The organism is Lonsdalea britannica, assembly GCF_946477055.1.
In the GTDB taxonomy this organism is placed as follows: Bacteria; Pseudomonadota; Gammaproteobacteria; order Enterobacterales; family Enterobacteriaceae; genus Lonsdalea; species Lonsdalea britannica_A.
The window spans coordinates 1-15658 of the sequence record NZ_CAMKXG010000055.1; the positions used below are offsets into that span (position 1 = coordinate 1).

General features: G+C 56.1%; 11 protein-coding genes. 8 read left to right on the top strand and 3 right to left on the bottom strand.

Annotated features, from left to right (window positions below; translation table 11 throughout):
• A partial coding sequence (gene metK / locus Q7O77_RS05995; protein ID WP_304164317.1) for a methionine adenosyltransferase occupies positions 1-715 on the bottom strand: 715 nt, incomplete at its 3' end.
• Positions 716-1422: 707 nt separating this feature from the next.
• On the opposite strand from metK, the gene speA reads away from it, so the two are divergent.
• Positions 1423-3402: a biosynthetic arginine decarboxylase gene (gene speA / locus Q7O77_RS06000; RefSeq protein ID WP_304164319.1), complete on the top strand. Its 1980-nt coding sequence runs from the start codon at positions 1423-1425 to the stop codon at positions 3400-3402.
• Between the two features lie 259 nt (positions 3403-3661).
• Here the strand turns inward: speA and Q7O77_RS06005 are convergent, their stop codons facing one another.
• Positions 3662-4414 (bottom strand): M48 family metallopeptidase, encoded by a 753-nt coding sequence (locus tag Q7O77_RS06005; RefSeq protein WP_304164321.1) that lies wholly within the window; start codon positions 4412-4414, stop codon positions 3662-3664.
• Positions 4415-4772: 358 nt separating this feature from the next.
• Between Q7O77_RS06005 and tkt the strand changes: the two genes are divergently transcribed.
• The 5 genes from tkt to mscS all read left to right on the top strand — a co-directional run bounded on the left by tkt (position 4773) and on the right by mscS (position 11534).
• Positions 4773-6767: a transketolase gene (tkt, locus tag Q7O77_RS06010; protein ID WP_304164324.1), complete on the top strand. Its 1995-nt coding sequence runs from the start codon at positions 4773-4775 to the stop codon at positions 6765-6767.
• 331 nt (positions 6768-7098) lie between these two features.
• On the top strand, positions 7099-8115 hold the full coding sequence (gene epd / locus Q7O77_RS06015; RefSeq protein WP_085651272.1) for an erythrose-4-phosphate dehydrogenase: 1017 nt from the start codon (positions 7099-7101) through the stop codon (positions 8113-8115).
• Positions 8116-8183: 68 nt separating this feature from the next.
• On the top strand, positions 8184-9347 hold the full coding sequence (pgk, locus tag Q7O77_RS06020) for a phosphoglycerate kinase (protein WP_085651273.1): 1164 nt from the start codon (positions 8184-8186) through the stop codon (positions 9345-9347).
• A 109-nt stretch (positions 9348-9456) separates the two neighbouring features.
• A complete protein-coding gene (gene fbaA / locus Q7O77_RS06025) occupies positions 9457-10536 on the top strand; it encodes a class II fructose-bisphosphate aldolase (protein ID WP_304164326.1) in 1080 nt (359 codons plus the stop codon).
• 128 nt (positions 10537-10664) lie between these two features.
• Positions 10665-11534 carry a small-conductance mechanosensitive channel MscS gene (gene mscS / locus Q7O77_RS06030; protein ID WP_085651275.1) on the top strand — a complete coding sequence of 290 codons (870 nt, stop codon included), beginning with the start codon at positions 10665-10667 and terminating at the stop codon, positions 11532-11534.
• A 305-nt stretch (positions 11535-11839) separates the two neighbouring features.
• On the opposite strand, the gene Q7O77_RS06035 is transcribed toward mscS, so the two are convergent.
• Positions 11840-13516 carry a 2-isopropylmalate synthase gene (locus Q7O77_RS06035; RefSeq protein WP_304164331.1) on the bottom strand — a complete coding sequence of 559 codons (1677 nt, stop codon included), beginning with the start codon at positions 13514-13516 and terminating at the stop codon, positions 11840-11842.
• 254 nt (positions 13517-13770) lie between these two features.
• On the opposite strand from Q7O77_RS06035, the gene Q7O77_RS06040 reads away from it, so the two are divergent.
• On the top strand, positions 13771-14601 hold the full coding sequence (locus Q7O77_RS06040) for a helix-turn-helix domain-containing protein (protein ID WP_304164332.1): 831 nt from the start codon (positions 13771-13773) through the stop codon (positions 14599-14601).
• A 356-nt stretch (positions 14602-14957) separates the two neighbouring features.
• Positions 14958-15658 (top strand): oxidative stress defense protein (locus tag Q7O77_RS06045; RefSeq protein ID WP_304164334.1); only part of this gene is annotated, 701 nt, incomplete at its 3' end.

Below are 15658 nucleotides of genomic sequence, written 5' to 3' on the forward strand. Positions count from 1 at the left end.
CGCCCATTGGGCCGCCGATAACGAAACGGCCGGTCGGGTTGATGAAGTATTTGGTACCTGCGGTCAGCCACTCGGCCGGCAGCACAGGTTTGATGATCTCTTCCATCACCGCTTCCTGAAGATCTTTCAGTTTGATGTCTTCAGAGTGCTGAGTGGACAGAACCACGGCGTCGATACCGGCGATTTTGCCGTTATCGTAAGCGAAGGTGACCTGGCTTTTCGCGTCCGGACGCAGCCACGGCAGCGAGCCGTTTTTACGGACTTCGGACTGGCGCTGAACCAGACGGTGGGCGAAGGTGATCGGTGCAGGCATCAGCACGTCGGTTTCATTGGTCGCGTAACCAAACATCAGGCCTTGGTCGCCCGCGCCTTGCTCCAGCGGATCGGTGCGGTCAACGCCCTGATTGATATCCGGAGACTGTTTGCCGATGGCGCTCAGCACTGCGCAGGAGTTGGCGTCGAATCCCATATCGGAATTCACGTAGCCAATGTCGCGAACCGTGCGACGCGTGATCTCTTCAATATCTACCCAGGCGCTGGTCGTAATTTCACCACCGACTAACACCATTCCGGTTTTGACGTAAGTTTCGCAAGCGACGCGTGCTTTGGGATCCTGTTCCAGAATCGCATCAAGAACCGCGTCAGAGATCTGGTCGGCAATTTTGTCAGGATGTCCTTCGGAAACAGACTCGGATGTAAATAGGTGTCTAGCCATGAGTTTCTTTACCTTGTAAAAGCAAAGCCGTTAAGCAGTGTATCGGTTAATCGGTATAGACGGATTAACATCTGGATGGCTATTTTAGGTCGGTTTTTAGTCCTATTGCCAGTAGTTTTTGCCCGCCGATCTGGATCCCGTTAGGTGGTCTCTTGCGTGATTTGTCGCAACTCCTCGGATTGTTACGAATTTCATTTTGATTTTCGACGGTGGGATCGGTATAACCGGCAATCGGTTTCGATACCCGTGATATGCTTACTTTTTGCCGTTTCCGTTAATGGCCAGACCGCATAGCCTGCGGCCTGCTGGGAGGTGATAGGATTAATGACCCGTTGTTTGTTCAGTGAGTCGCGCTCGCCGCGCCGCGCCGTCGCCGCTATGGCGTCTTCGTATCACCTCTTTCCGCTTTCAGCCCAGCCTTGCCTGTCCCGCAGCGCAACGCAGGATTCCCGCGCTGGCTGACCCGTCTTTCATTCCTGTGCAGATGGACGCCGCGCGTTCTTCTGATGATGGTTTCCCTGGATTTTTACCGAAACATATCTCGGAGCCTGACATCGTGCTTTACACTGAAAAGAGTCACATAAGGACGGCATACTATTGTCTGCCGGGTTCTGCATCATTACTGGTACAGACAGAACGCATGTTTCAGGTTGTCTACGCTGGAGCATCCATAATTGCCGATATTGCTATAACAGAAGGGGACTGCCATGTCTGACGACATGATCCATTCACGCTCGTCAGCGGCGGGTAAGCACGACAATGTACGCTCCATGCAGGAGGTGGCCATGAATGATCGCGATGCCAGCGAAATGCTGCGCACCTACAACATTGCCTGGTGGGGCAATAACTATTACGACGTCAACGAGCTGGGGCATATCACCGTCTGTCCCGATCCGGATGTGCCGGAGGCGCGTGTCGACCTGGCACAGTTGGTGAAGGAGCGGCAGGGCAAAGCCGATCGTCGTCTGCCCGCGCTGTTCTGCTTCCCGCAAATCCTGAAGCACCGTCTGCGCTCCATCAACGGCGCGTTCCAGCGTGCGCGCGAGTCCTTCGGCTACGAGGGCGGCTACTTTTTGGTTTACCCGATCAAGGTGAACCAGCACCGCAGGGTGATCGAATCGCTGGTGAATTCCGGCGAGCCGCTGGGACTGGAAGCCGGTTCCAAAGCGGAGCTGATGGCCGTGCTCGGCCATGCCGGCATGACCCGCACCGTCATCGTCTGCAACGGGTACAAAGACCGTGAATATATTCGTCTGGCGCTGATCGGCGAAAAACTGGGGCACAAAGTGTACCTGGTGATTGAGAAAATGTCGGAAATCCGGCTGGTGCTGGAAGAGGCGGAGCGTCTGAACGTGGTGCCGCGTCTGGGCGTACGTGCGCGACTGGCTTCTCAGGGCTCAGGCAAATGGCAGTCCAGCGGCGGCGAAAAATCCAAATTCGGACTGGCGGCCGTGCAGGTATTGCAGCTGGTCGAAATGCTGCGCGAGGCCAACCGTCTGGAAAGCCTGCAATTGCTGCATTTCCATCTCGGTTCTCAGCTGGCGAATATTCGGGATATCGCGACCGGCGTGCGCGAATCGGCCCGTTTCTATGTCGAACTGCATAAGCTGGGTGTGAATATTCAGTGCTTCGATGTAGGCGGTGGTTTGGGCGTGGACTATGAAGGGACACGTTCTCAGTCGGACTGCTCTGTTAACTATGGCCTGAACGAATACGCCAACAACGTGATTTGGGGTATCGGCGACGCCTGTAATGAACATGGCCTGCCGCATCCGATGGTGATTACCGAGTCCGGTCGCGCACTGACCGCGCATCACACCGTGCTGGTGTCCAACATCATCGGCGTGGAGCGCAACGAATTCAGCGAGCCGGAAGCGCCGGATGAAGACGCGCCACGCGCGCTCGAAAGTATGTGGTCGACCTGGAACGAGATCACCCAAACGGGTAATCGCCGCTCCCTGCGCGAATGGCTGCACGACAGCCAGATGGACCTGTACGACGTCCACACGCAGTATGCGCACGGCATGCTGGATCTGACGCAGCGGGCGAGGGCGGAACAGCTTTATCTGAGCATCTGCCAACGTATCCAGCAGCAGCTTGATCCCAGCAATCGCGCACACCGACCGATCATCGACGAACTGCAGGAGCGGATGGCGGACAAGCTGTACGTCAACTTCTCGCTGTTCCAGTCAATGCCGGATGCGTGGGGGATCGACCAACTGTTCCCGGTACTGCCGCTGGAAGGACTGGATAAGCTGCCGGAGCGTCGCGCGGTCTTGCTGGATATCACCTGCGACTCCGATGGCGCGATTGACCATTATATTGATGGCGACGGTATCGCCACGACGATGCCGATGCCGCCGTACAATCCGGAAGATCCGCCGCTGTTGGGCTTTTTCATGGTGGGCGCTTACCAGGAAATCCTGGGCAACATGCATAACCTGTTCGGCGACACCGCCACCGTGGACGTTTTTGTCGGCGAAGATGGCAAGGTCGATGTTGTGGAGTCAGATGAAGGCGATACCGTCGCGGATATGCTGGAGTACGTGCAGCTGAATCCGGATGTGCTGATGTCTCGCTTCCGCGATCAGGTGAAGGCGGCTCAGCTGCAGCCCGAACTGCGTGCGCAGTTCCTGCATGAGTTCGAAACCGGGCTTTACGGTTACACCTACCTCGAAGACGAGTAACGCGTCCTGAGGCGTCACAGTACGAGAAGGCTGAGTGCGAACTCAGCCTTTATTGTTTCTGTCGTTGCCACTCCGTGCATTGACGTCAGGGCGTTGTCCCATGAGGCATCGCGCCACGCGGGCAGTTGAACGGCGTTCAGGCTGGGGATCAATCGCAATGCGATGAAGATATCAAGCTGGCTAAAGGAGCGGAGAGGGCGGAAGTCGAAATGAAAAGGGCGCCGGGGCGCCCTTTGTCGTTATCTGAAAGCGTCAGCGATTATTTGTTTTCGGTGATGCGCTTGCGGATATGCTCAGCACGTTCTTTCGACGCCGGGTGGGAGTCAAACATGCTGCTGTCGCGGCCTGCATCCATCTTCGCCAGTTTCTCGAAGCTGGTCGCCAGACCTTCGCGGTTTACGCCACGTTTTTTCAGCAGATCGAAAGAGTAGTCATCAGCCTGAGATTCCTGAGCCTGAGAGAACTGCGCGTTAACCAGCGCTTCGCCCAGATCGGCCAACTGAGACTTGGACAGCGTAGCAGCAACACCGCCCGCAGATGCGGCAGCGGAACGTGCGGCTTCGGCTGCGTAAGCAACCTGCATAGCTTTACGGCTATGACCCAGTGCGACGTGACCCATTTCATGACCCAGAACGCCTTCGACTTCGTTATCGTTCATCATGTCCATCAGGCCGCTGTATACGCGGATGCAGCCGTTAGCCATCGCCCAGGCATTGACGTCTTTGGTCAGGTAAACTTTGTAGTTAGCCGGGGTGCCGTTGATGTCGTGACCGAGTGAGTTGGCGATTTTGTTCAGGCGCTTGGTGTATTTGCTGTTGGCGGGTGCGATGCTCGCCTCTTTATCCATTTCCTGGCAAGACTGCGCGCTGAGCGTTTTTACATCTGAATCACTCAGAGAGGCGGCTTTGAAAGCCTGGGTGCCGGACTGCAGCATCTGCGTTGCGTCCATACTCTTACAGCCGCTCAATGACGTTGCCATGACGATAGCTAATAGTGAAACTCGTAATTTCATCCCTTTTCTCCCTAGGATTGTAAGTAAAAACAACGCGTCTTTGTCTAAAGACGTAATAAAAGCGGGGATAATGTAAGGGAATGCACAGGGTATTAATAGGAATAAATGCAGAACATTCTATTCGGCAGGAAATAGTACGCTGTATCCCTGAATCGGTGGGCAATGGTGGCGTTTGACGGGGCCGCGATGGCGTGAATCCCCCGTCCTGAGGGCGTTCGGCCCGTACGGTTCCCAGTGCATTCAGCCGGGATTTCATGTACATTTAGAACTATCTCTTCTTGGTCTTTTCGGGCTAACGTTTTGATTTATATATCGTGTGTTCGGCAAGACACTTGTTCAATCCGATCTGGAGTAAAACATGTCCTCTCGTAAAGAACTTGCCAATGCTATCCGTGCGTTGAGCATGGATGGTGTGCAGAAGGCCAAATCTGGCCATCCGGGCGCACCGATGGGTATGGCCGATATCGCCGAAGTCCTGTGGCGTGACTACCTCAATCATAACCCTGCTAACCCGCACTGGGCCAACCGCGACCGCTTCGTGCTGTCCAACGGTCATGCCTCCATGCTGATCTACAGCCTGCTGCACCTGACCGGCTACGATCTGCCGCTGGAAGAACTGAAAAACTTCCGTCAGCTGCACTCCAAAACGCCGGGTCACCCGGAAGTCGGCTATACGCCGGGCGTGGAAACCACCACGGGTCCGCTGGGTCAGGGGATCGCAAACGCGGTCGGTATGGCGATCGCCGAGCGTACGCTGGCGGCGCAGTTCAACCGTCCGGGTCATGACATCGTCGACCACCACACCTACACGTTCCTGGGCGATGGCTGCATGATGGAAGGGATCTCTCACGAGGTCTGTTCACTGGCGGGGACGCTAAAACTCGGCAAACTGACGGCGTTCTACGATGACAACGGTATTTCCATCGACGGTCACATCACCGGTTGGTTCACCGACGACACGGCCGCGCGCTTCGAAGCCTACGGCTGGCATGTGATCCGCGGTATCGACGGTCACGATGCGGATGCGATCAAACGCGCTATCGGCGAAGCACAGCTGGTGACCGACAAACCGTCACTGCTGATGTGCAAAACGGTTATCGGCTTCGGTTCACCGAACAAGCAGGGCACGCATGAAGTACACGGCGCTGCGCTGGGCGATGCCGAAGTGGCCGCGACTCGTAAAAACATTGGCTGGAACTACGGTCCGTTCGAAATCCCGGCAGAAATCTACGCTGAGTGGGATGCCCGCGATGCGGGACAGCGCAAAGAGTCGCTGTGGAACAAGGCATTCGACGCTTACGCGAGCGCCTATCCGGATCTGGCTGCTGAATTCCGTCGCCGCGTCGACGGCGAACTGCCGGCAAACTGGCAGGCGGAGTCCGCCAAATACGTTGAAGCGCTGCAGGCTAACCCAGCCAGCATCGCCAGCCGTAAGGCTTCGCAGAATGCGCTGGAGAGCTACGGCAAACTGCTTCCTGAATTTCTGGGCGGCTCAGCCGATCTGGCGCCAAGCAACCTGACCATGTGGTCTGGCTCCAAACCGCTGAATGAAGATCCGGCGGGCAACTACATCCACTACGGCGTGCGCGAGTTCGGTATGACCGCTATCGCCAACGGGATTGGCCTGCACAGCGGTTTCATTCCTTACACCGCCACTTTCCTGATGTTCGTGGAATATGCGCGTAACGCGGTACGTATGGCGGCGCTGATGAAACTGCGCAGCATCTACGTTTATACCCATGATTCCATCGGTCTGGGCGAAGATGGCCCGACTCACCAGCCTGTTGAACAGCTGGCCAGCCTGCGCGTGACGCCGAACCTGAGCACATGGCGCCCGGCCGACCAGGTCGAGACCGCCGTGGCCTGGAAATATGCGATTGAACGTCAAGACGGTCCTACCGCGCTGATCCTGTCTCGCCAGAACCTGGCGCAGCAGGAACGTACCGCTGAGCAGCTGGCGAATATCGCCAAAGGCGCTTATGTACTGAAAGACAGCGACGGTCAGCCTGACCTGATCCTGATTGCGACAGGTTCTGAAGTGGAACTGGCCGTAGAGGCCTGGCAGCAGCTGACGAACGACGGCGTGAAGGCGCGTGTGGTTTCCATGCCTTCGACTGACGCGTTCGATAAGCAGGATGCCGCGTACCGTGAATCCGTACTGCCTGCCGCCGTGAGCGCGCGCGTGGCGGTGGAAGCCGGTATTGCCGACTACTGGTACAAGTATGTGGGCCTGAACGGAGCGATTGTCGGCATGACCACCTTCGGTGAGTCTGCGCCAGCCGAGCTGTTGTTCAAAGAGTTTGGCTTCACGACTGAAAACGTTGTGGCGAAGGCAAAAGCCTTGCTGAAATAAGCACTGCGTCTCACTAAAAAGGCCGGGAAAACTCCCGGCCTTTTTTGATCTGCGATCCCTGCTTTTGCGAGGCGACAAGTAGTTGTATTCATTTTTTTGACGTACGTCACTCTTCTGGCACATGCCCGTGGGGACGATTCCTTTTGACAATGAATTCGTTTATGCTAGCTGAAGCGTTTCAGTCATCGGAGCAGTCACCTTATTCCGCTAAATAAGCCGGATTTTACGGGTCGATGACGAAGAAAACGCAAGGTATAACCAACGGTTTATTCCTGACGATGTACTGATTATTCTATAGGACCAGCGGTTTTATCATTACACAGGGAATTTCATGACAATCCGTATTGCGATAAACGGTTTTGGTCGGATAGGACGCAGCGTATTACGAGCTCTCTATGAGTCCGGGCGGCGCGCCGAGATCTCCGTCGTCGCGATCAATGAGCTGGCGAATGCCGAAGGGATCGCCCACCTGCTCAAGTACGACAGCAGCCATGGCCGTTTTTCGTGGGATGTCGGTCAGGAATGCGACCAGCTGTACGTGGGGGATGACATCATTCGCCTGCTGCACGAGCCTCAGTTGCAAAACCTGCCCTGGAAAGAACTGGGCGTGGACATCGTGCTGGACTGCAGCGGCGTCTACGGCAGCCGGGCTGACGGTGAAGCGCATTTGGCCGCTGGCGCTCGCAAGGTGCTGTTTTCGCATCCCGGTACGCCAGATCTGGACGCCACCGTGGTGTACGGCGTTAACCAGGATGATTTGCGGTCTGACCACCGTCTGGTGTCGAACGCATCCTGCACCACCAACTGTATTATTCCCGTGATAAAACTGCTCGATGACGCTTTTGGCATTGAAAGCGGTACGGTAACCACCATTCATGCCTCAATGAACGATCAGCCGGTGATTGACGCGTATCATCATGATTTGCGCCGCACGCGTGCGGCCAGTCAGTCAATCATTCCGGTGGACACCAAACTGGCGGCGGGAATTACGCGTTTTTTCCCGAAATTCCAGGATCGTTTCGAAGCGATTTCCGTGCGGGTTCCCACCACGAACGTCACGGCGATCGATCTAAGCGTTAGCGTGAGAAGTAAAGTAAACGTCTGCGAAATCAACAGCCTGCTGCAAAGCTCAGCGCGAGGGGCATTTCGTGGTATAGTTGACTACACAGAATTACCGTTAGTTTCGGCCGATTTTAATCACGATCCGCACAGCGCGATCGTAGACGGAACACAAACCCGGGTCAGTGGACATCATCTGATAAAAACACTGGTCTGGTGCGATAATGAATGGGGCTTCGCCAACCGCATGTTGGATACAACTCGGGCAATGGCGGCCTGCGGATTCTAGTACGCGGCGGCGGTTCTGCCGACGCCTCGCTCAAGCAACTTTAAGAGAATCAACCAAGAGGATTCACCATGGCTGTAATTAAGATGACCGATCTGGATCTGGCTGGCAAACGTGTGCTGATCCGTGCGGATCTGAATGTACCGGTTAAAGCTGGCAAAGTGACGTCCGATGCGCGTATCCGCGCATCTCTGCCGACAATCGAAAAAGCGCTGAAGCAGGGTGCCCGCGTGATGGTGACTTCTCACCTGGGTCGTCCTACCGAAGGCGAATACAACGAAGAATTTTCTCTGCTGCCGGTTGTTAACTATCTGAAAGACAAACTGTCTTCACCAGTACGTCTGGCGAAAGACTACCTGGAAGGCGTTGATGTCGCGGAAGGCGAACTGGTTGTTCTGGAAAACGTCCGCTTCAACAAAGGCGAGAAGAAAGACGACGAAGTGCTGGCGAAAAAATACGCCGCGCTGTGCGACGTGTTCGTCATGGACGCCTTCGGTACGGCTCACCGCGCTCAGGCTTCAACTCACGGCGTAGGTAAATTCGCACCGATCGCTTGTGCCGGTCCGCTGCTGTCTGCTGAACTGGAAGCGCTGGGTAAAGCCCTGGGTAAACCGGCTCGTCCGATGGTCGCTATCGTCGGTGGTTCTAAAGTTTCCACCAAACTGACCGTGCTGGACTCTCTGTCTAAAATCGCTGACCAGCTGATCGTCGGTGGCGGCATCGCCAACACCTTCATCGCGGCTCAGGGCCACAACGTGGGTAAATCCCTGTACGAAGCGGACCTGATTCCGGAAGCGAAAAAACTGCTGGAAACTTGCGACATTCCGGTACCGACCGATGTTCGCGTAGCGACTGAGTTCTCTGAAACCGCCAGCTGCACGATGAAATCCGTCTCTGAAATCAAAGATGACGAACAGGTTCTGGATCTGGGCGACGTTTCTGCAGAACGCCTGGCTGAAATCCTGAAAAATGCCAAGACTATCCTGTGGAACGGTCCGGTAGGTGTGTTCGAATTCCCGAACTTCCGTAAAGGCACCGAAGTGATCGCACAGGCGATTGCCGATAGCGACGCTTTCTCCATCGCGGGCGGCGGCGATACTCTGGCAGCTATCGACCTGTTCGGTATTGAAGACAAAATCTCTTACATCTCTACTGGCGGCGGCGCCTTCCTTGAATTCGTTGAAGGTAAAAAACTGCCGGCCGTAGTGATGCTGGAAGAACGCGCTAAGCAGTAATGACGAACGACGGGAGAGGTATCTCCCGTTTGCGGTTGTCTCTATGCTGAGGTGGAGGCAACCGTTGCTATCTCTAACCCCCCACGGCCAACGAAACAGGACACGTAACATGTCTAAAATCTTCGATTTCGTAAAACCTGGTGTCATCACTGGTGATGACGTACAGAAAGTTTTTGCAGTCGCAAAAGAAAACAAATTTGCTCTGCCCGCCGTTAACTGTGTCGGTACCGACTCAATTAACGCCGTGCTGGAAACTGCTGCAAAAGTTCGCGCACCTGTCATTGTACAGTTCTCCAACGGCGGTGCTGGCTTTATCGCAGGTAAAGGCCTGAAATCCGATGTTCCGCAGCAGGCGGCTATCCAGGGTGCTATCTCTGGCGCGCATCACGTTCATCAGATGGCTGAATACTACGGTGTTCCGGTTATTCTGCACACTGACCACTGCGCTAAGAAACTGCTGCCGTGGCTGGACGGACTGCTGGACGCTGGCGAAAAATTCTTCGCCGCTCACGGCAAACCGCTGTTCTCTTCTCACATGATCGACCTGTCTGAAGAGTCTCTGGAAGAAAACATCGAAATCTGCAGCAAATACCTGACTCGCATGGCGAAACTGGGTATGACTCTGGAAATCGAACTGGGTTGCACCGGCGGTGAAGAAGATGGCGTAGATAACAGCCATCTGGACAACTCCGCGCTGTACACTCAGCCGGAAGACGTGGCTTACGCGTACGAAAAACTGAACGCTATCAGCCCGCGTTTCACCATCGCGGCTTCCTTCGGTAACGTACACGGCGTTTACAAGCCGGGTAACGTACAGCTGACGCCGAAAATCCTGCGCAACTCTCAGGACTTCGTTTCTGAAAAATACAACCTGCCGCACAACAGCCTGAACTTCGTGTTCCACGGCGGTTCTGGTTCTACTGCTGCAGAAATCGAAGAAGCGGTTGGCTACGGTGTTATCAAAATGAACATCGATACCGACACCCAGTGGGCTACCTGGGAAGGTATTCTGGAATACTACAAGAAAAACGAAGGCTACCTGCAGGCACAGCTGGGTAACCCGGAAGGCGCTGACAAGCCGAACAAGAAATACTACGACCCGCGTGCATGGCTGCGTGCTGCGCAGAGCACCATGATCTCTCGTCTGGAACAAGCCTTTAAAGAACTGAACGCGATCGACGTTCTGTAATAAATACGATTTAAATGGCTTCAATAAGGCTCCTTCGGGAGCCTTATTTTTACTGCCGTTTTAAACCAATAACGGTAGATTTTGGTGTGGGTAAGTGAGTTTAGCGAGTCTCAAACAGGAGTAAGTTAATGGAAGATTTAGGTGTAACAGAAAGCGTAAGTCGCGCGCAGACCTGGTTGACCAACAATCAACATGTGCTGCTGGAGTATGCGGTTAATATTGTTTCCTCACTGGTCATTCTGATCGCGGGATTGATTGTCGCGCGGGTGGTTTCAGGCACCCTGAACCGTCTGATGCGGGCGCGTAATATCGATGCCACGGTCGCGGATTTCCTGTCTGCGATTGCGCGCTACGGCGTGATTGCCTTTACATTGATTGCCGCGTTAAGCCGCATCGGCGTACAGACGGCATCGATTATCGCCGTGTTGGGTGCCGCCGGTTTGGCCGTAGGTTTGGCGCTGCAAGGTTCGTTGTCCAACTTCGCTGCTGGCGTGCTGATTGTGATGTTCCGTCCTTTCCGTACCGGTGAAACGGTCGATCTGGGTGGCGTGAGCGGCACCGTGACTCAGGTACAGATTTTCTCCAGTACGCTGCTGACCACCGATGGTCGCATCATCGTCGTACCGAACGGCAAGATCATCTCCGGCAATATCATCAACAGCTCCCGCGAGCCGAATCGCCGTACCGAGATCATTGTGGGCGTCGCTTACGATGCAGATATCGATGTGGTGAAGAAAGTGCTGGGCGACATCATCAAAGCAGACGACCGTATTCTGAAAGATAAAGATGTCGTGATCCGTCTGAACGAAATGGCGGCGTCTTCCCTGAACTTTGTCGTGCGCGTATGGACCACCAACGCAGACTCCACCGAGGTGAACTGGGACCTGCTGGAAAACTTCAAGCGTGCGCTTGATAAACATCAGATCGGCATTCCTTACCCGCAGATGGATGTGCATTTGCACCAGACTGCGACGGCGGAACCCGCCGACAAGGCGTAAGTCAGTCCTCTCTTTTACGCGCTGTCCGCCCCCTTTTACGGGCAGCGCGATATCCTTTTCCCCGCCCGAACACGCCTTCCCAGACGACGCCAACGCGCCACAAATCCCACCGTTGCATAAGCTAATTTCGCTGTCAGAGACTGCGTCATAAGCAGAGGACGCGCCGGTTTGAGATGCAGACGCGCCAACGTGAGCCAACAGCGAAAACGGGGAGGGCGGCAGTGTCACCTCACTAAACCCCACGGATGAAAACTCACGGTGAAACCCGCCCAGCGCGAAGCCCCTGGGCGGTCATCTATCGGCTCTCAGTCGGCAGTCGCCATCTCCGTAGCGAATCGGGCTGCGGCGCTCAACACGGCTAAAACTGACGCGGTTGCGATGTTTGCATGTCGTCCCACGCCGAAGCGTGAACCGGGTACGCCGGGTATCGCGGCCTCCACAATGGCCAGCGCCATTGCATCGGACCCTGCCCCCATGCTGCGTTCTTCATAACTATCGATACGCAGCGGCATGCCCAGCGCCGCGACAGCCGCGTCAATGGGGCCGCTGCCTGTCCCCTCGCAGGTTTTGACGTCACCGGCTTCATTCACCAGTGCCAGCTCAATACCTTGCCCGTCTGCATGTTCAAACAAGCGGTGGCGATGATGAATAAAGCCGGGCTGTTCCCGAACCGGGGCAAAGTAGGTGCGCTTAAACAGCTCCCAAATTTGCTCGCTGGTCAGCTCCGTTTCGCTGGCGTCGGCCTGTGCTTGAACGATGGCGCTGAACTCCACCTGCATACGGCGCGGCATGACGATACCGTGGTCACGCTGCAGCAAAAAGGCGATCCCGCCTTTGCCTGACTGGCTATTAACCCGCACGATACTGTCGTAAGTGCGGCCCAGATCTTTGGGGTCAATGGGCAGGTAAGGCACGCGCCAGGGCTCATCGGCTTTTTGTGCGGCAAAGCCTTTGGCGATGGCATCCTGATGCGAGCCGGAAAACGCCGTGAAGACGAGATCGCCGACATAAGGGTGGCGCGGGTGTATAGGCAGCGAGGTACACTCCTCGGCCACGCGGGCGACCGCCGCAATATCGGAGAAGTCCAGTCCCGGCGCAATGCCTTGGGTGTAGAGGTTCAGCGCCAGCGTCACCACATCGACGTTGCCGCTGCGTTCACCATTGCCGAACAGGCAACCTTCGACCCGTTGCGCGCCAGCCAGCATGGCTTGCTCGGCACAGGCCACGCCCGTCCCCCGGTCATTATGGGGATGAACGGAGAGTACGATGTGCTCGCGCCGCGCTAACCGGCGATCCATCCATTCGATTTGGTCGGCGAAAACATTAGGCGTAGCGATCTCTACCGTGGTCGGCAGGTTGATGATCATCGGTCGCTGCGGACCGGCATCCCACGCGCGGATGGCGGCGTTGCAGACGGCCAGTGAAACCTCCAGCTCGGCCATGCAAAAAGTCTCGGGTGAGTATTGCAAGACCCATTCGGTTTCCGGGTGGGCCGCCGTCAGTTGTTTGAACAGCGTAATCCGCTGCTCCACCATATCGATAATCTGCGGCACGCTCATGTCGAAGACGATCTCGCGCCACGCGGGGGCGATAGCGTTGTAGAAATGCACGATCACACGTCGTGCGCCAGCCACACAGCGCACCGTTTCGGCGATCAGGTCATCGCGCAATTGCGTCATCACCATCGGAGTGACGTCTTCAGGAATCTGGTCCGTGTCGATCAAGTGACGCACGATGTCGAAATCAGTGCGCGAAGCGGCGGGAAAGCCCACTTCGATTTCCTTAAAACCAATGCGTACCAGCTCATGGAACAAGCGGATTTTGAGCTCGCGGTTCATCGGCTCAAACAGGGCCTGATTGCCGTCGCGTAAGTCGGTGGACAGCCAGACCGGGGCTTGTGTCAGGGTGCGTGATGGCCATTGGCGGTCGGTCAGATCGACCGAAGCGGTGGGGCGGTATTTCTGAGAAGGATCGGTCAGCATGAAAAGGACTCCAGGGACATTGTGGGCACCTGATCCCCCTGGCTTGGAGCAAGCTGACGAGGGTCGGGGTCAGGGGGAATCAGGATGGGTCGTGGCACGAACGGACGTGCGCAGACCCCGACCGGAGATCAGGGGTAGTCGCCGTGGTGAAAGAGAGAATACGAACATCGGTGAATTGACCCAGTAGATGACTTTGTCTTCGATGTTAGGCTTGCAGGTGGCGTCCATCTACATAAAAATGGACAAATACTTTATTGATTTGGACAAACTTCACTGTCATGGGCTTTTCCTCTTCCGAAGACGGCTCACATGCGCTTGACCTGAGCGCAGGAGACGCCTGCGGCCTGCCGGTATTCGGTGTCGCCGTACGCTATCCCGCGGGCCATGTCGTGCCTTTACATTCGCATCCTTATGGTCATTTGATCTATGCGGATCGCGGCCTGTTGCGCGTAGAGGCCGACAGCGGCCAGTGGCTGGTGCCGCCGACCGCCGCGGTTTGGCTGCGGTCGGGCGTGGCGCACCGGCTGGTGGTCCCGGTGGCGCTGCAGGCGCATGGCCTGTTCGTGCGTGAGGATGTGTGCGCTCGCTTGCCGTCGACCGATTGCGTCGTTCATGTCTCCGGTCTGCTGCGGGAGCTGATCATGGCGTTAGGCCAATCCGAGGATGCTGCGGTCTCTTCCACTCGTCTGCGTTTGCTCGGTGAGCTGTTGGTCGAAGAACTGCATACCCAGCCGGTGCTTCCGCTCCATCTTCCTTGGCCCGCAGGCAGCGCTGATCGCGCGATGCAACAGGTGTGTCAGGCGCTGGTGGACAACCCGGGCGATGCCGCCACCGCCGCCGAGTGGGCCAACAGACTCGCGATGGGCGATAAGACCTTCCATCGGCACTTCCTCCAGTCGACCGGCATGACCTTCGGTAAATGGCGCCAGCAGCTACGGCTGATGTCGTCGCTGACGTTATTGATGCAGGGGATCCCGATCACGCAGGTCGCGCTGGCGAGTGGTTACGATAGTCATAGCGCCTACACCACGGCCTTTAGCAAACAATTCGGACAGTCCCCGTCGGCCTTCGCGGCGAATCGATAGGCCCGCGGTTATGGGGGACGAATCGCGGTGAGATGTCAGCAATAGACAGGGAGACACCGGTGTTCTGCGTTGAGTGTTGAATCGGCCGAGGCTCTATTTCAGGCCGCCGTCATGCGCCTCGACGGTGTATCGCTTTCACAAGGCCGACAGCGCATCAACGGAGAGGATGAAACTAACCCTCTGCTCGATAAGACTTTTTCGACCATTGTCCGATAATGGAAAAAACGCGCATCGGACCTTTTTCATTGCCCGTTCGTTTAGCTAACGCCCTGCGAATATTCAGAAACTCTCCTATATTGAGTGGTAGCCACCTCGCGTATGGTGTGCACTGCCGTCACAATTTGAAAGGAGAGAGTGTGAAACTCAAGACACTGACACTGGCTGCGATTATCGGTATGGGGGCACTATCTGCCGCCGCTACGGCCAACGAGTTGCCTAATGGCCCGCACATCGTCACCTCAGGCGCTGCAAGCGTGGACGCCACGCCGGATATTGCGCGTCTGGCCATTGAAGTCAGCGTGTCCTCCAAGGATGCCGCTGATGCCAAAAAACAGGCGGATGCCCGCGTCGCGCAATATTTCGATTTCCTCGCCAAGCAGGGGATCGACAAAAAAGATATCAATGCGGCCAATATCCGCACCCAGCCTGAGTACGACTATCTGAAAACCGGCGGCACCGTGCTGAAAGGTTACCTGGCCGTTCGACAGGTGGAAGTGACGGTACGTCAGTTGGATAAGCTGAATGAGCTGCTGGATGGCGCGCTGAAGTCTGGCCTGAATGAAATTCGCACGGTTGATCTCAGCGTATCGAACCCGGATACCTATCGCGATCAGGCGCGTCAGAAGGCGATCGAACAGGCGAGCAGTCAGGCGCAGGCGCTGGCCAGCGGTTTCAAAGCCACGCTGGGCCCGATTTACAGCATTCGTTATCACGTCGCCAATTATCAGCCGGTACCGGTGGCGCGGATGTTGAAGGCATCGGACGCGGCCGTACAGACGATGGCATCCCAGACTTACGAACAGCAAACCATTCATTTCGACGATCAGGTCGACGTTGT